The following is a 17,172-nucleotide window of genomic DNA, read 5'->3' on the forward strand; positions in this document are numbered from 1 at the left end:
TCATTCGTAAAAGCCGCGTTAGGGCTTATGCCGTAGTATCGATAGAAGTTTGTCCAAGACGATTTGAAACCGGTGCAGTTTTTGCAGCTGCCTGAGTCAATTCTTCATCCAAGGATAAAGCTTTATTCGTTCCGTTACCCTTTTGCTGCTTATTGGACTGCTGGGATTGCTGCTGCCGTTGTTCCTGGAACATCCCGGATTGGAAGGATTGGCTTTGTGTTACTTCCAGCTTGTCTACCTGAATGCCCTGACTTTGCAATGTAGCTCTAAGTTGACTCAATTGACTTTCCAGCATTTCTTTGCCAGTCAAGCTGTCAGCCATAAACTGTGCAATCAATTGACCATTGTGGATCGTCAGCTTCACATCTACTTGACCCAAATGCTGCGGGTATAAGGAAAGCTTCGCTTCTGTAATCCCATCCGCTCTTGCATCCAGTGTAAAAGCTTTAACAAAATCAGTCATATCTTCCGTAAAGCTGTGCGAGTGCATCAGCAATACCGGGGTCTTCGTTAATTGTTCGCCACTCTGAACCTGCTTGAGAAATTCATGCATAGGCATGACACTGTTGTCAGCAGTTGTATCGACTACCATTTCCTGCAGCGGCTCAAATAATGGTGCATCATTTACCACTTCTTCTACCGTTGTCTTGGGAGGCAATGCTCTAGCTGCCAGAAATTCCAATTTAGGATTAACAGCCGTTACATTCACTTGAAAAGCGATATCTCTTTTAATTGGATTGGTAACAGTCGATACTCCTGGTGACCGATCATTCGTTTGAGTAGAAAATAGCTGTGTAGCTACTTCACTGTCCGTAACCGAATCCTTTGAATTATCACTAACAGCTGGAGCGGCAACCAATGGCGCTAATACTTGCTGAAGATCAGCTACTATTTTTTGCAATGAATTCCCGGTCAAAAGATTGGAATTCTGGTCACTGTTTGATTGCAAAAGATTTTTAAAGCTTTCCAGCAATTTATGTGCTTCAGCTTTGGTAACAGGCTTCAAATCGGCAACCGGTACTGTCTGAGCAGTTTCATTGTCAGTAGACGATGTTTCCAAAGGAACAAACAGCAACGGATTCAACCTAGAATTCTGAGCATTTCCATTAGAAGGCTGAATCGCTTCATCAACTGTAGCTTCACCAGTCTCACTTGTTTGATTTGGAGTCACGCTTAATGCAGCTGGGGTTTGAAGCTGTAAAAGTGCTTGAATTTGTGCGAGCCAAGCTTGCACACCAGGATCATCCATAAAGGCTGAAGCAAAATCAGTATCAGAGTCCATGAGGTTAATAAGATCATCCAATTGCTTCAAAGAATCTCCTAAGCCCTGTTCCGGTAATACGGTTGAATCTTCTTTTAAAGCAGCCATTAACTGAGCCAGCACATTTAAACCAACTAGAGAGATTTGTGAGTCCCCTTGACTCACATCAGCTTCACCAGCCAGCATGCTGTTCAAAGTTGCGGAGAAGCCTGTCTTGGCTTGACCCGATAATGCGGGTGCTGCAGATGTACTTCCATTAGCGTTGTTTGAAGCATTCGATGAAACCGAAGCTGTAGGAGTCACTGATACTTGCGCTTGAATTTCCATTTTTATTTTTCACCTCCTTTCGATATTATTGTGCTAGGTGAGTTGAAATAAGTGCAGCGGTTTCTTTCGATTGTTCGGAAATAGCTGTAAGTATTTTGGAACGGCCTGCACTGTCCATAGAGCTTAATATAGATATCACCTTAGCGGGATTGGTGTTTTGTATTTCCAATAATACGGTTGCAGCGCTCTTAGGCGTCATACTCGAGAAAGTAGCTCCAAGATCCTCCTTACTAAGCTTTTGATTGACATCAGTCTCTGGAGTCGATGCTTGCTTTAGACGTTCCTGATGAAGGGCAGCAATTTGCTTGTCCTTTGTTGAAGTGAGATCCTTCAGCAAGATCGATGCATCAGCAGCCATTTTAGGATTCATCTTCTCAAGAACCTTCACCCGCTCGTCTACTTTCATCATGCTTAGCACCAGCACCATCTCAGCTGTAGTTAGGTTTTCCATAATAGGCCCCGCTTTGGAAGGTGACATCTTAGCATACATGCTAGCCAGCTGTTGGACTTTAGCCGTATATTCATCATCATTTTGCGTTTTCGCTTTCATCTGCTCTTCCAAAGTACTGTTTTTAAGCTGAAGCTCTTTGATCGTTTGGTCCCTCTGTTGAACAAGTGTATCTGTTTTCTTCAGCTCCTGATCTTTTTGCTCCAGTTTCGAATTAAGTGCTTGAGCCGTTTCTTCTGCTGCAGGGGCCGAAGCCGCCTGTTGCTGCGCTGTCTTATCGGATGGCTTAGACTCAGCTGATTTATCTTTCGGAGCCGGGAGAACTGTATTAACTATCGGAATCTTGTTAGCTGCACGCAGAACATTGTTCGTTACATCGTAACCAAATATAGTCATCAAGACGCCCAGCAGTACGGCAGTGAATACAAAAGGGATCAAGAACCAAATTAAAAACCGTTCCATTGCGCCATACGAGGAGTTATTCTCAACATCCACCTCTGCCACAAAACTCACCTCCTTGTACGTTTAAGCTCTATGACAATCTCCGAAACCGGGTGGTTGCCATTTCATCTAGCTGCTCTTGTTCTTTCTTAAGGGCCGTTGCAGTGAAACGCTGCTGAGCTCTATCTTTGGCTTTGCACCAAATTTTTTCTTCCAGCATTTTACCATTCAGTACCTCCTGCTTGGTAAGCATAACCTGCTGTGCTTGTTGAAGGTCTTTGTTCTTGGTTACAATTTTCTGATCGATGTGATCAACAAATTGCTGCAGCATCAATATCTGTGAGATTGTCGCTTTGTTCGAAGAAACAGTATGTAATTGATCATGAAGATCATCTTTTTCCGTATGCAGCTCGGTCAACGATGACTCCTCTTCCCTTACCCTGCCTATTGCTTCGGAGAGCATCCACTCCGCTTGTGTTTTCTCATTTGTTTTTAAATCAACAATTTTCTGAAAAGCATAACGGAATCTCATAATTTGTTCTCATCCCTCATCCTTTTTGGAATTCTTGGATTAATCTTTCCCGCGCATCACTATATGTCAGCTTATCTGTCACTCTTTGCTTCGTGTAATCCCAAATTGATTGAATGTATTCCAAGGAAAGATCAATTTCAGGATTCGAACCTTTTTGATACGCCCCTATATTTATAAGATCTTCCGAATCTTTATATACAGATAATAATCGTTTCAATTGTTCTGCAGCGAGCGAATGTTCAGAGGATACAATTTCCTTCATTACACGACTTACACTGGACAGTACATCAATTGCTGGATAGTGACCGCGATTCGCAATGCTCCGGTCCAGAACAATATGGCCGTCCAATATACCTCGTACTGCGTCTGCTATTGGCTCATTCATATCATCGCCATCCACTAGTACGGTATAGAACGCGGTAATGGAACCCTTAGGCCCAGTGCCTGAGCGTTCCAGAAGCTTAGGAAGCATGGCAAAGACAGAAGGGGTATATCCTCGTGTCGCAGGTGGCTCACCTACAGCTAGTCCAACTTCACGTTGTGCCATAGCGAAACGAGTTACCGAGTCCATCATCATCATCACATTAAGTCCACGGTCCCTGAAATACTCTGCAATGCTGGTAGCGATCAAGGCTCCCTTAATACGAATCAATGCAGGTTGATCAGAGGTGGCAACAATAACGACAGATCTTGCAAGGCCCTCCGGACCGAGATCACGTTCTATGAAGTCAAGTACTTCGCGGCCACGTTCACCGATTAGAGCGATAACATTTACATCAGCCGAGGTATTTCTAGCGATCATGCCCATAAGTGTACTTTTACCAACGCCTGAGCCTGCAAAGATACCAACCCGCTGACCTTTGCCGATTGTAAGCAGTCCGTCGATGCATCGTACTCCTACACTAATTGGCTCCAATACACGCGGCCTCTTCAATGGATTGCCGGGCGCATTGTTTGTTGAATATTGAGTCATTCTTGAAGGAAGAAACGTACCATCCAACGGCTGTCCCAGGCCATCTAAGACTTTACCAAGCAGCTCATGACCAACCTGTACGGTAAGAGGCTTCCCTGTTCCTACGACATCGCAGCCTGGCCCAATCGCATGAAGCTCTCCCAATGGCATAAGCAATACTTTGTTATTTTTAAAGCCTACAACTTCCGCCTTAAGCGGCTGATTGGATTTAAGTGGATAAATGTAACATACATCGCCAATGCTTGCATCAGGGCCCTCAGATTCAACTGTCAGCCCTATGACCTGTGTGACCTTTCCATTAACACGGATTGGATCTATCTGTCTAAGATGCTCAATGTATTTGGAAGCATTCGGTATTTGACTCATCTAGTTTCCCTCATTTCTGACGGCTAGATGCTGCAAAGCATTTTTGATTTCCTTAAGCTGTGTATCAATTCTCGCGTCTATGCTTCCAAATGATGAACGGACCACACAGCCTTGATCGTGAACCGAAGGATCCGGAATAATTTGCAGCTCCGCTTGAGAGTCGATATGCAGAAGCAGTTCTTCCCTTGCATCTTGAATATTAGAGAAATGAGCAGGAGCTACACAAAGTGTAATAATCCCTTTCTCTCTTCTTCTCGATAGCACCTTTTGAACAAGTTCAACGATCCATTCCGATTCAATAGTTAGCTGACGTTCAACGATTTTTTCTGCAATCGAGCAGCTTAATTCTATGAGGAACGGCTCAGACTCCTGAATGATCTGCTGCTTCAATATATAAGCCTGATCCAATATCTGGGAAGCTTCCTGAAGCATTCCGTCGTATTGTTCGCGAAGCTCCGCTTCTGATTGCTTAAGTCCGTCTTGATAGCCTTGTTGGAAGCCTTCATCTTTAAGTTGATTTTGCAGGTCAAGATCCCGCTGTCTTTGTTCGTTCCACCAGAGCTCTGATTCTGCTTGAACTTGCTGTCTGATTGCTGCCGCTTCTTCCATTGCTGCCTTTACCTGTTCTTCGGCAAAAGCTTCAGCGTCTTGCAATATTTGCTCTTTAATTTGTATGGCTTCATTAAGTTCTTCCAAATGCGGATTATCAGCTTCACTTGAATCATCTTGAGCTGCATTTAATTCGGGTTTAACCGCAACTTCTACGACTTTTTTATCGTCTAAAGCTATGTATTGAGTAAACTTGATGACATTAGACAATAATATCATCTCCTCCACCGCGAGCGATGATAATTTCACCGGCCTCTTCTAGTCGCCGGATAGTGGCCACGATACGTGTTTGCGCCTCTTCAACATCACGCAATCGTACAGGACCCATGAATTCCATCTCTTCTCTGAACGTTTCAGCCATCCGCTTCGACATATTTTTAAATATCGCTTCGCGTACTTCTTCACTGGCAACTTTAAGCGCTAGCTGCAAATCTGCATTCTCAATGTCACGAATAATACGTTGAATCGAACGATTGTCGATATTGACAATATCTTCAAATACAAACATTCTTTTCTTGATTTCTTCAGCCAATTCAGGATCCTGAATTTCCAAGGAATCCAGAATGGTACGTTCTGTACCACGGTCAACACCATTCAATATTTGAACGATAGCAGCTATACCGCCAGCATTTGTGTAGTCTTGCGTTACAGTCGCTGACAGCTTCTGTTCTAATACTCGTTCAACCTGGCTGATAACTTCTGGAGAAGTGCTATCCATCAATGCAATCCGCTTTGCAACGTCTGCCTGTTTCTCCTGTGGGAGCGAGGAAAGAATAATGGAAGACTGTTCCGGTTGCAAGTAAGCCAATACTAGTGCGATCGTTTGTGAATTCTCATTTTGAATAAAATTGAGAATTTGTGCAGGATCAGCTTTCCTTGCAAAGTCAAACGGCCTAACCTGCAAGGTTGCTGTTAATCGATTGATAATGTCCAACGCTTTTTGGGAGCCTAGAGCTTTTTCCAATATATCCTTTGCGTAAGCAATACCACCTTGAGAGATGAACTCCTGAGCCACACATATTTGGTGAAACTCAGCCAAGATAGATTCTTTCTCAATATTATCGACTTTTCTTACATTTGCGATTTCCAAAGTTAATTGTTCGATTTCTTCATCGCGTAGATGCTTGAATATTTGAGCCGACACTTCGGGGCCTAAACTGATTAACAATATGGCTGCTTTCTGACGCCCTGTTAATCCTTGTTGCTGAACTTTTGCCAACAAAGTACACCTCTCTATTCATCTACTAGCCAAGTACGCAGCAGATTGACAAATTCTTCCGGCTTTCTTTTCGCCAATGTCTCAAGCTGTTTGCGTATTTGGTTATCGTTAGTCACATTATCAATATCAATAGTCGGAAACTCAACCGTTGCAGGTTCAGCAGCCAGTTCATTCTCAGCCTCTTGTTGGGCTTTGCGTCTACGCATAAGCATGAAACCGCCAATAACAAGGAGTGCCAATGCAAGTCCGCCTAAACCTCCGTAAATCAATAGCTGATTCGAGCTTGGAGCTTCGGTTTGTGGTCTCGCAAACGAATGTGCAAAAACGGTTACTTTTTTAGCAAGGTCTGCTTCTGCTACCGGTGGCTTGTTATCTGCCAACGCAGCTCTGACCACATTTACTAATATTTGTTGCACAGCATCCTTTGTTTCCTGCGTCAAAGAATTAGGATCGGCCGGGTTAGGTGGTTCAACTCCGACATTAATGGTTAAATCTTTAACAACGTATGGTGTTGCTACTATATCGTTTGTAATTCGGTTAACCTCGTAGTTCACCGTTTTTTGAAGCTCTTCTGACTGAGATTTCCCATTGTTAGTACTACCCGGATATCCTGGAACATCCGTTTGTCCTGTACCGGGAACACCTGCCGCAGCGGCGCCTCCGTCACTATTATAGTTTTTTTGAATTTCCTGTACCGAAATTTCCAAACCTTTTTGATCAACCGCATTCGGTGCTGTTACCAGTTGCTGCTTCGAGTTGGTTTGATCAAAATTCATAGTTGAGAAAACTTGAACGATAACCTTGTCTTTTCCAAGAATAGCACCCAGCATTTGCTGAATATTCTTTTGAATATCATTTTTGAATTGATTGTTAATTTCAAAATTCTGAGTTGCTAGATTAGCGCTTGAAACCTTGCCTTTTCCTTTAGAGTATTCAAGCAGCTCACCGTTCTGATCGGAAATTGTAATATTTTCTATAGGTAAATCTTTTACGCTATGAGATACTAGATTGTACATGGTATCCACTTTGGCTTGATCCAATGTATAGCCTTGCTTCAAGTTAAGCACAACGGATGCGCTAGCCTTCGCCTTCTCAGACCCCTTAGCCAGAAACACGCTCTCTTCAGGCAAATTAATTAATACCTTTGAGCTGCCTACTGCACTGTTTGAATTAATTAATTGCTGCAGCTCGCCTTGAACCGCATTTACATATTTAATGTTGAACTCTTTGTCTGTAGTCCCGAAAGTACTGCTCTGATTAAATGCACCGTAACCGACGTTACCTGTCTTATTTAATCCCTGGGATTCAACGGCAAGCTTGACATTGGCAACCTCACTTCTTGGAACACCAATGCTTTTACCATCCTCACTAAGCTGATAAGGAATTTTAGCGCCATCCAAATAATTTTTGATCGAAGCAGCATCCGTTGGCTGCAAATTCGTATATGCCAGTGCATATTCAGTCTTTGAAAAATTGTAGCTTATTATAGCAATAGTCAATATTACAAGCACTAATGTTGAAACAAAAGTAATTTTTTGAGCTTTACTAAATTGACTCCAATATTGCTTCACACGGTTCCAATATTGGACTATATTCTCGTTCACTATTCCACCCCATCCAAAGACCGTAGCTACGACTCAACAGATCAATTACACTTGCATTCTCATAATTTCTTGATATGCATCGATTACTTTATTTCGAACTTGAACCGTCAGCTGTAAACCTAAGGAAGCTTTCTCCGTTGCGATCATCAGCTGATGCACATCCGAAATTTCACCCTTCACAAACTGATCATTGAGTTTATCAACACTTTGCTGTTGTTGATTCAGCTTATTCATAGCATCAGTCAAAAAATTTCCGAATTGATCCGTTACTTCTGAAGCGCTCAAGCTTTTAGATGCTACAGGTTGTAACACTCCTTGTAAAGGCTGCAACCCCAACTTGTCTATCATCATTAAACCTCCTCTTCACGATTCGCTTATCTTCCTATTTCCAAAGCCTTCGTCACAAGTGATTTCGAAGCATTTAAAGCGGTAACGTTAGCTTCGTATGAACGAGATGCTGAGATCATATCCACCATTTCTTTAAGCACATCAACATTTGGCATCATAATAAATCCATTCTCGTCTGCATCAGGATGCGTAGGATTGTAAACCTGCTTAAAGGGAGAAGTATCTTCAATGATCTTCGTTACTCTAACCCCTTCTCCAGCCGTTTCTGCTTGTGCATTTCTAAGCGTCTGCTGAAACGATGGCTGTTTTGCCTCAACTGTAACTAATTTTCTTTGGTATGGCATCCATTTTCCATTGACCAGCCTTGCCCTAGTCGAATCAGCGTTAGCAATGTTGGAAGAAATTACATCCATTCGAAATCGCTGTGCCGTTAATGCGGAAGAACTGATGTCAAAACCATTAGTAAGCTTCATCTAACGCTATCTCCCTTCAATGGCTGTTCTGGCTTTTTTGATTTCACTGCTGACTTGTTGAACCATGACATTATACCGAAGCTGATTCTTTGCCAATAGAGACATTTCATAGTCCATATCCACGTTGTTCAAATTATTGTTAATCGTGGACAAGCCATCTTTAACTATTTGAGCCTCTGGTTTAGCAGGACGTCCGATAACAAAATGTCTTGGGTCGGTTCTGTATCCTTGGATGGATGAACCATTTAACTCATTTTGCAGTAATTCCTCAAACTGAACTTCGGATCTTTTAAAATAAGGAGTATCCGCATTGGCAATATTATCTGCAATCACACGCTGACGAATGGTCGAGGCGTTCAAAGATCGTTCCATTTGATTAAATGCCGGTTTATTGAGTATATCCACTGGATCTCCCTGCCTTTTGTGTGATGTTTGAATGTACTATTCAACAAGTTGTTTGCATTATCCTCCTTTCTTCGACAATTTAAGCGAAAAAAATATTGATATGTAAGGAGAATTTTCTAACTTTTTTTTAGTAAATCTGGACTATATCTATATTGAATAAATAAAGAAAGAATTACAATATGAAAAAAGCCCTATATTTGTAATATAGGGCTTGGAATAAGACATTCACTATAATTTAATACTTTGGATACCTTGTATTAGTTGATCATTTAGTACTCTAATGTAGGTTCCTTTCATGCCAAGGGACCGTGTTTCAATGACTCCTGCACTCTCTAATTTACGCATGGCGTTGACAATAACCGACCTCGTAATTCCGACACGATCCGCTATTTTACTCGCTACCAGTAAACCTTCCGATCCCTCAAGCTGGTCGAAAATATGTTCTACAGCTTCTAATTCACTAAAGGATAAGGAGCCAACCGCCACTTGAACTACAGCCTTGCTTCGTGCTTCAATTTCAATTTGCTCCGTCTTTTCCCTTAAAATCTCCATCGCGACGACCGTTGATCCGTATTCGGCCAGAATCAGATCGTCATCAATAAATGCACCGTCCCGCTTAGTTAATATCAATGTACCTAATCTTTCTCCACCACCTATAACAGGGACAATGGTAATGGAAATAGCTTCCTCCGGCAAATGGTCACCAAACAAATGATGATCGTTTTTGGCATCCATATTCGAAGAGGTTTCCTCAACCTTCAACAGCAGTTGGTTATATTCTACGGAAAATCGGTTTTCTTGCAGGATCGTTTCAAGCAACTCTGAATGCTGCTCCGTTGTTGAAACCGCCCTCCCAAGCACCTTTCCCTTACGGCTTACAACAAATATATCTGCACGTAATATATCACTTAAAACCTCTGCCATGTTCTTAAAGCTTACCGAGTTACCGGCTTCCTTTTGCAATAATTTATTTAACCTTCTAGTCTTTTCCAACAATGTCATGGTACTGCCTCCCAGTGCGACCTACGGTTTATTAAACTTTTATAAAAAATATTCGAAGCCTTTCGATGAAGCTAAAAACTTATAATTTTTATGTTATAAGAAAACCTCTATCGAGGCCTTTCAGGATGAGCGAACGCGATTCAGATGTAAGTTTTCTTGAAACATAAGAATTGTTCAGCTACGCTGAAAACTTATAAATTCTTATGTTATAAGATATATTGACTCAAGTCTCGGTTTTGCACGATATCCGAAAGCTTTTCCCTCACGTACTCAGGAGTAATCATAATTTGCTCCAGCGTAATTTCAGGTGCTTCGAATGACAAATCCTCAAGCAGCTTCTCAAGGATTGTGTGCAATCGTCTTGCTCCGATGTTATCGGTATTTTGGTTTACTTCTGCTGCAATTTTCGCAATTTCCTCTATGGCTTCATCTGAAAATTGAACCTGAATGCCCTCAGTTTCCAGCAAAGCTGTATATTGCTTAGTCAAAGCATATTTAGGCTCTTTTAGAATGAGCATAAAGTCCTGCTGAGTCAGGCTGCTTAATTCCACCCGAATTGGGAATCTTCCTTGAAGCTCAGGAATTAGGTCTGAAGGCTTTGCTATATGAAAAGCTCCTGCAGCAATAAATAAAATATAATCGGTTTTCACCGGACCGTATTTCGTAATGACTGTTGAGCCCTCCACAATAGGCAGAATGTCTCGCTGCACACCTTCACGGGATACATCGGGTCCACCTCCGCGACCGGAGCTGCAAATCTTATCAATTTCATCTATAAAAATAATTCCCAGCTGCTCAGCTCGAAGGACGGCCTCTTCAATGACCTCATCCATATCCAGCAGCTTATGGGCTTCTTCTTGAATCAGCACTTTGCGCGCTTCTTTAACTGGAAGCTTACGTTTCTTCAATTTCTTAGGCATCAGGCTGCCAAACAGCTCCTGCATATTCATGCCGGTCTGCTCGTTGCCTTGACCCGACATCATATCGAGTACGGTAGGTGTGCTGTCCTCCACCTCTATCTCGATGATCTTCTGCTCCAGCTCGCCTTTGGCCAGCTGCTCTTTAACCTCCTGACGCCGTGTCGTCAGATAAGGGTCATTCTCCTGCTCCTGCGGTTCATTGGCAGAATTGTTACCGAACAGCATTTCTAAAGGATTACGTTGAGACTTCTGCTTGGAAGGTCCTGGTACAAGCAGTGCAACAATCCGTTCGTCAGCAAGCTGAGCGGCTCTATCCTTCAACTTATCCGCCCATTCCACCTTAACCATGCGGATCGAGGTTTCCACCAAATCACGCACCATAGCTTCCACGTCACGGCCGACATAGCCAACTTCCGTAAACTTGGTCGCTTCAACCTTAATAAAAGGCGCATTCACCAGCTTGGCTAGCCGTCTGGCGATTTCTGTTTTTCCAACACCGGTTGGTCCAATCATTAAAATATTTTTAGGAACGATCTCATCTCGAATTGCTTCGTCCAGTTGGCTGCGGCGGTAACGATTGCGAAGTGCAACCGCTACTGACTTCTTGGCATTTTTTTGACCGATAATATATTTATCCAGCTGGGTGACAATCTCTCTGGGTGTAAGAGCCATATGCTTCAAGAGAGTACCTCCTCATTCACTCGATTTCTTCTACTATAATATTGTGATTGGTAAACACACATATTTCGGCTGCCATCGTCAAAGCCGCTTGTGCGATTTCTTTGGCACTCATATGCGATGCATAGCGATGAAGCGCTCTTCCGGCTGATAAGGCAAAGCTCCCCCCCGAACCAATAGCAAGAATTCCATCGTCGGGTTCAATTATTTCTCCATTGCCTGAAATTAGCAGCACATTGTAAGTATCCATAACTATCATCATAGCTTCCAATCTTCTTAGAACACGATCAGACCGCCAATCCTTGGCAAGCTCTACAGCTGCACGCTGCAAATTGCCTTGATGCTCCTCAAGCTTGGCTTCGAACTTCTCAAAAAGCGTTATTGCATCAGCTACAGAGCCTGCAAAGCCTGCTATTACCTTCCCGCGATACAGTCTTCTCACTTTTTTGGCTTGTGACTTCATTACCATACTGTTGCCGAACGTAACCTGACCATCCCCTGCAATAGCACCTTTGCCCTGATGCCGAATAGCAAAAATCGTTGTTGCATGAAAAGCTTGCTCCATTCCAACCTACCTCCAAAGATAGTACTCCCAAAACAAAACAGTCATTCAATAGAAAAACCTCGTTCGAGACGCACTAACAGGGCAGCCGCGATGCAGAGGTTGGATTTACATGATATATGACTATTAAAGAATAAACAGCAGCGCTCCTATCAAACCATTCAACAAATGCTCTGCTGAATACCAATAAAAGATGTTATCAAAACAACATTATCGTAACATAATACAGCTTTTACTTACAAGTGGAATTGTATTCGTTTTGCGAAAAATTCTGAATTTTCTCAATTGCACGCAAAGCTATTTTTTCATTTTTAAGCTTCTTGTTTTTAATTTTTTCACCTAATGGCGGGAACAATCCAAAATTCGCGTTCATCGGCTGAAAATGTTTGAAGTCGGCTGTCGTTATATAATGAGCCATACTTCCAAGAGTCGTATCCTCCGGAAATACTATGCATTCTTGACCCTTTGCAAAGCGCGCTGCATTCAGTCCGGCAATTAAGCCAGATGCTGCTGATTCTACATAGCCTTCTACACCTGTCATCTGACCTGCAAAAAACAGATTGTCCCGATTAATAAATTGATAAGTCGGTTTCAAAAGTTTGGGTGAATTAATAAATGTATTACGATGCATAACACCATAACGAACGAATTCTGCATTTTCCAATCCCGGTATCAATGAAAAGACCCGCTTTTGTTCTCCCCATTTCAAATGAGTTTGGAAACCTACTAAATTATATAAGGTACCCGCTGCATTGTCCTGGCGAAGCTGAACCACCGCGTAAGGGAGTTCATTAGTATGGGGATTGATAAGACCAACCGGCTTCATTGGGCCGAACAGCGCCGTTTGTTTGCCCCTCTTGGACATGACTTCAATCGGCATACAGCCATCAAAATAAATTTCTTTCTCAAATTCCTTGATGGGAGCCACTTCCGCCGATACGAGCGCATCATGGAAAATATTAAATTCTTCCTCTGTCATCGGACAATTCAAATAAGCTGCTTCTCCCTTGTCGTATCGAGAAGCCAAATATACTTTACTCATATCTATCGAGTCTTTCTCAACGATCGGTGCCGCCGCATCATAGAAATATAAATATTCCTCTCCCATAAGCTCCTTTAGATGAGAGGAAAGTGAAGGCGAGGTTAAGGGTCCGGTAGCAACAACCGTTATGCCGTCAGGCAAAGACTCCAGCTCAGCATTCCGCACTTCTATTAAAGGGTGATTTCTGAGCTTGGATGTTACTTCCGCTGAAAATCCGTCACGGTCAACAGCTAATGCGCCGCCGGCAGGTACAGCATGCTTGTCCGCGGATTGAAGAATTAATGAATTCAACATCCGCATTTCTTCTTTTAACACGCCGACAGCATTGGCTAAACCATTAGAGCGCAGTGAATTACTGCATACCAGCTCGGCAAATTGATCGGAAATATGCGCCGGTGTCTTCTTCACCGGACGCATTTCATATAAAATTACAGACACTCCTTGACTTGCAATTTGCCACGCAGCTTCGCTGCCAGCCAAGCCTGCTCCAATTACGGTAACTTTTGATGTCTCTGACAAAATCATTTCCTCCTGAATCTTTACTCTTTCTCTTGCTGTTCTTCCTTGAAATCACATTGGATGCATTGATGGAAGGTGCCGTTCTTGTTCCTCTTCTCAATCATCATAGAACCACATTTCGGACAAGGCTGCTCAACCGGCTTATCCCAGGATACAAAATCACAGCCTGGATATTGGTCGCAGCCATAAAAGATTCGTCCTTTTTTACTGCGACGCTCGATGATTTTCCCTTCCTTACAGTTCGGACAGGTAACACCGATATCTTTGACGATAGGCTTCGTATTGCGGCAATCCGGGAAACCGGAACAGGCCAGAAACTTACCGAAACGTCCCATTTTATATACCAAATGACGTCCGCATTTTTCGCAGATTTCATCAGATACCTCATCTTGAATCTCTATCTTTTCCATTTCTTCTTCGGCAACCTCGAGCCTTTTCTCAAAAGATTCATAGAAGGTTGCAAGTACTTTGACCCAATCCTCTTTGCCTTCCTCAACCTGGTCGAGCTCGCCCTCCATTTGCGCCGTGAACTCAACGTCAAGAATTTCAGGGAAATACTCAATCATTTGCTGGATTACCAGCTCTCCAAGCTCAGTCGGAATAAACTTCTTCTCGTCGATAGCTACATAACCGCGCTTTTGAATCGTCTCCAAGGTAGGCGCATACGTACTTGGACGGCCAATTCCCATCTCTTCCAGAGCGCGAACCAACCTTGCCTCGGTATAACGCGGCGGCGGCTGAGTGAAATGCTGCTTGGGATCAATCTGCTTTTTCTTAACCTTCTCACCAGGCTTCATAGGCGGCAGCAGCTTATCTTCCTCTGTTGTACCATCGTCATTCCCTTCAACATACACCTTCATAAAGCCAGGGAATTTCATTTTCGATCCAACTGCTCTGAATATGGAATCACCTGCTGTTATATCCACGGTCATTGTATCGAGCACTGCAGAGGACATCTGACTCGCTACAAAGCGCTCCCATACTAGCTTATACAAACGCAATTGATCGCGGCTTAAATGCTCTTTGATTTGATCTGGCTCCCGCAGCACCGAACTGGGTCGAATCGCTTCGTGAGCATCCTGTGCATTAGCCGCTTTTTTCAGATATACCCGCGGGGTCTCGGGATAATAAGCGTCACCATACTTTTGAGTGATAAACTCTTTAGCCTCTTCCTGAGCTACCGGTGAAATTCGGGTAGAGTCGGTACGCATGTAAGTAATTAAACCTACCGTCCCTTCGCTTCCCAAATCAATACCTTCATATAACTGCTGAGCAACGGACATCGTTTTGGATGCACGGAAGTTCAATTTACGAGCGGCTTCCTGCTGCAGCGAGCTAGTGATGAACGGAGGCGAAGGATTGCGCTGCCGTTCCTTTTCTTTTACTTCATTAATAGTAAAGACCGCTTTTTCTACACCAGCTAATATTTCATTGACTTCCTGCTGGTTGCTAAGCTCCTTCTTCTCGCCTTTGAAGCTGTGAAACTTGGCTTCAAATTCTGTAGTTCCTGCCAGAAGCCTGGCCGTTATTGACCAGTATTCTTCGGGAACAAACGCTTTTATTTCATTCTCGCGGTCATAAATCAATTTAACGGCTACTGACTGTACACGTCCGGCTGATAAGCCCTTTTTAACCTTTTTCCATAATAACGGGCTTATTTTATAACCTACTAACCGGTCAAGAATACGACGCGCTTGTTGGGCGTTTACAAGATCGAGATTGATTTTACGAGGCGTTTTGAAAGCATCCTTGACAGCCTGCTTTGTTATCTCATTAAATACAACCCGACATGTCTCGGTTTCATCCAGCTCCAAATAATGAGCCAAATGCCAAGCTATTGCTTCCCCTTCGCGATCCGGGTCAGCCGCCAGATAAACTTTTTTCACTTTTTTACGGGCATCTTTCAATTCCTTCAGTATAGAGCCTTTACCACGAATGGTTATGTATTTAGGTTCAAAATTCTTTTTTATTTCAACACCAATTTGGCTCTTCGGAAGATCGCGAATATGGCCCATCGATGCCTTGACAATAAATTTGCTACCTAAATACTTGCCAATGGTTTTCGCTTTTGCGGGTGACTCAACAATGACTAGTGAATCTGCCATAGCCGTTCTTCCCCCCTCGATTATAAGATATAGTGAAATCCTCACTTCTAGTGAGAATGAAGCTGGCTATCATATCTCATGCTGCCCTTGCTTCTACTCAATTTTCTGCAGGTTCTCACTTAAGTATTTCAATTTAAAGCGTAGATTGACCCAGATAACTGCTCTACTCGCTTTGTCAATAGTAAATTTAACAGAACTGCGTGCAAATGTCCAAAGGTAAATTGACTTTTGGCTAACAGCTCATCAATAGATAGGGCTTGATTTTGCAGTAAATTTACAATAAATTGCTCATCAGTCGATAAGCGGGGCTTGATTTCCTCTACACGCTTACTATATGCGGATTGAACATCCGGTATCCGATGTGTGTATTCCTCCAAAATATCTTGAACGTCGCTGACTAACTTGGCACCTTGTTTTATCAACGCTATAGTACCTTGACTTTTCGGTGAAGAGATGGGCCCCGGTACAGCAAAGACGTCACGCGATTCTTCCAAAGCCTGATCTACTGTAATTAGTGAACCACTGCGGAGAGCAGCCTCTACTACAAGCACACCAAGACTTAAACCTGCAATGATCCGATTCCGCTGGGGAAATAATCCTGGATGCGGTTTAGTTTGCAAAGGATATTCGCTTATAATTAAGCCTTTGTCGGCAATAAGCTGATACAGCAGCTTGTTCTCAGGAGGATAAACATGCTCTATGCTGCAGCCCAGAACGGCGATGGTGCCTCCGCTCTCCCGAAGAGCAGCTTCATGTGCGGCACTATCGATTCCTCTAGCCATCCCGCTTACAATACATAGCTGCGATGCTGACAGCGCTTCCGACAGCTGTTCAGTCGTTTTGCGCCCATAGACTGTCGGCGTTCGAGTCCCAACGACTGCAATGCACGGGCGTTTCATTAAATGCGGATTTCCCCGATAATATAAAACCCACGGCGGTTGTGCAGTCTCTTTAAGAAGAGTCGGATACTCCTCATCGAAGTAAGTAACGATACCGATTCCCTTACTATTATATCCTTCCAGCAGGATTTCCATTTTTTGAGGCGTGAGCTCATAAAGATTCCTCGCTAATTCAACTGCACGAGAAGGAGTCAAACCCAATGCCTGCCAATCAGCAGCTTGCAAATGCAGCATCTCGGATAGTTCTGGAAAGTGGTTAACAATTCTTTGAATGGTTTTCCAGCCTATATTTTCAATGTGATGCAGAACTATTAAAATGTTTGTATTGTTCATTAGTATATATCACTCCTTCATTGAGAACAACTTTTGACCGATACGAACGAAAAAAAGCCCTCTACTCCCTTATCAGGAATAGAAGGCTGCTTGCCTATCTACTTCA

General features: G+C 43.0%; 16 protein-coding genes. All 16 read right to left on the minus strand.

Annotated elements, in window-relative coordinates; all coding sequences use genetic code 11:
* Positions 1 to 25 precede the first annotated feature (25 nt).
* Positions 26 to 1,588, minus strand: a complete 1,563-nt coding sequence (locus ACFQ0C_RS25295; RefSeq protein WP_379370697.1) for a flagellar hook-length control protein FliK — start codon at positions 1,586 to 1,588, stop codon at positions 26 to 28.
* Between the two features lie 25 nt (positions 1,589 to 1,613).
* Positions 1,614 to 2,540, minus strand: a complete 927-nt coding sequence (locus tag ACFQ0C_RS25300) for a MotE family protein (protein WP_379370699.1) — start codon at positions 2,538 to 2,540, stop codon at positions 1,614 to 1,616.
* Positions 2,541 to 2,568: 28 nt separating this feature from the next.
* Positions 2,569 to 3,009 carry a flagellar export protein FliJ gene (gene fliJ / locus ACFQ0C_RS25305; protein WP_258212416.1) on the minus strand — a complete coding sequence of 147 codons (441 nt, stop codon included), beginning with the start codon at positions 3,007 to 3,009 and terminating at the stop codon, positions 2,569 to 2,571.
* A gap of 16 nt (positions 3,010 to 3,025) precedes the next feature.
* Positions 3,026 to 4,348 carry a flagellar protein export ATPase FliI gene (gene fliI, locus ACFQ0C_RS25310; RefSeq protein ID WP_379370702.1) on the minus strand — a complete coding sequence of 441 codons (1,323 nt, stop codon included), beginning with the start codon at positions 4,346 to 4,348 and terminating at the stop codon, positions 3,026 to 3,028.
* Complete coding sequence (locus ACFQ0C_RS25315; protein WP_379370704.1) at positions 4,349 to 5,167, minus strand: FliH/SctL family protein; 819 nt, start codon at positions 5,165 to 5,167, stop codon at positions 4,349 to 4,351. It lies immediately after the preceding gene.
* Entirely contained in the window at positions 5,160 to 6,176 is a 1,017-nt protein-coding gene (gene fliG, locus ACFQ0C_RS25320) for a flagellar motor switch protein FliG (protein ID WP_258212419.1), read from the minus strand. The genes ACFQ0C_RS25315 and fliG overlap by 8 nt, the downstream gene beginning before the upstream one ends.
* Positions 6,177 to 6,190: 14 nt before the next feature.
* Entirely contained in the window at positions 6,191 to 7,780 is a 1,590-nt protein-coding gene (gene fliF, locus ACFQ0C_RS25325; RefSeq protein ID WP_258212420.1) for a flagellar basal-body MS-ring/collar protein FliF, read from the minus strand.
* Positions 7,781 to 7,825: 45 nt separating this feature from the next.
* Positions 7,826 to 8,128, minus strand: coding sequence for a flagellar hook-basal body complex protein FliE (gene fliE, locus ACFQ0C_RS25330; RefSeq protein WP_258212421.1), 303 nt, complete (start codon positions 8,126 to 8,128; stop codon positions 7,826 to 7,828).
* Positions 8,129 to 8,154: 26 nt separating this feature from the next.
* Complete coding sequence (gene flgC / locus ACFQ0C_RS25335) at positions 8,155 to 8,601, minus strand: flagellar basal body rod protein FlgC (protein ID WP_379370707.1); 447 nt, start codon at positions 8,599 to 8,601, stop codon at positions 8,155 to 8,157.
* A gap of 6 nt (positions 8,602 to 8,607) precedes the next feature.
* A complete protein-coding gene (gene flgB / locus ACFQ0C_RS25340; protein WP_258212423.1) occupies positions 8,608 to 9,006 on the minus strand; it encodes a flagellar basal body rod protein FlgB in 399 nt (132 codons plus the stop codon).
* A gap of 228 nt (positions 9,007 to 9,234) precedes the next feature.
* Positions 9,235 to 10,008 (minus strand): GTP-sensing pleiotropic transcriptional regulator CodY, encoded by a 774-nt coding sequence (codY, locus tag ACFQ0C_RS25345; RefSeq protein ID WP_379370709.1) that lies wholly within the window; start codon positions 10,006 to 10,008, stop codon positions 9,235 to 9,237.
* Positions 10,009 to 10,214: 206 nt separating this feature from the next.
* Entirely contained in the window at positions 10,215 to 11,600 is a 1,386-nt protein-coding gene (gene hslU / locus ACFQ0C_RS25350; RefSeq protein ID WP_258212496.1) for an ATP-dependent protease ATPase subunit HslU, read from the minus strand.
* A gap of 25 nt (positions 11,601 to 11,625) precedes the next feature.
* Positions 11,626 to 12,171: an ATP-dependent protease subunit HslV gene (hslV, locus tag ACFQ0C_RS25355; protein WP_258212425.1), complete on the minus strand. Its 546-nt coding sequence runs from the start codon at positions 12,169 to 12,171 to the stop codon at positions 11,626 to 11,628.
* A gap of 229 nt (positions 12,172 to 12,400) precedes the next feature.
* Positions 12,401 to 13,729, minus strand: coding sequence for an FADH(2)-oxidizing methylenetetrahydrofolate--tRNA-(uracil(54)-C(5))-methyltransferase TrmFO (trmFO, locus tag ACFQ0C_RS25360; protein ID WP_379370712.1), 1,329 nt, complete (start codon positions 13,727 to 13,729; stop codon positions 12,401 to 12,403).
* Positions 13,730 to 13,749: 20 nt separating this feature from the next.
* On the minus strand, positions 13,750 to 15,834 hold the full coding sequence (gene topA / locus ACFQ0C_RS25365) for a type I DNA topoisomerase (protein WP_258212427.1): 2,085 nt from the start codon (positions 15,832 to 15,834) through the stop codon (positions 13,750 to 13,752).
* Positions 15,835 to 15,962: 128 nt separating this feature from the next.
* Complete coding sequence (dprA, locus tag ACFQ0C_RS25370; RefSeq protein ID WP_379370715.1) at positions 15,963 to 17,066, minus strand: DNA-processing protein DprA; 1,104 nt, start codon at positions 17,064 to 17,066, stop codon at positions 15,963 to 15,965.
* Between the last annotated feature and the right edge of the window lie 106 nt (positions 17,067 to 17,172).

It is taken from the genome of Paenibacillus sp. GCM10027630, from assembly GCF_042676305.1.
GTDB lineage: Bacteria > Bacillota > Bacilli > Paenibacillales > NBRC-103111 > Paenibacillus_S.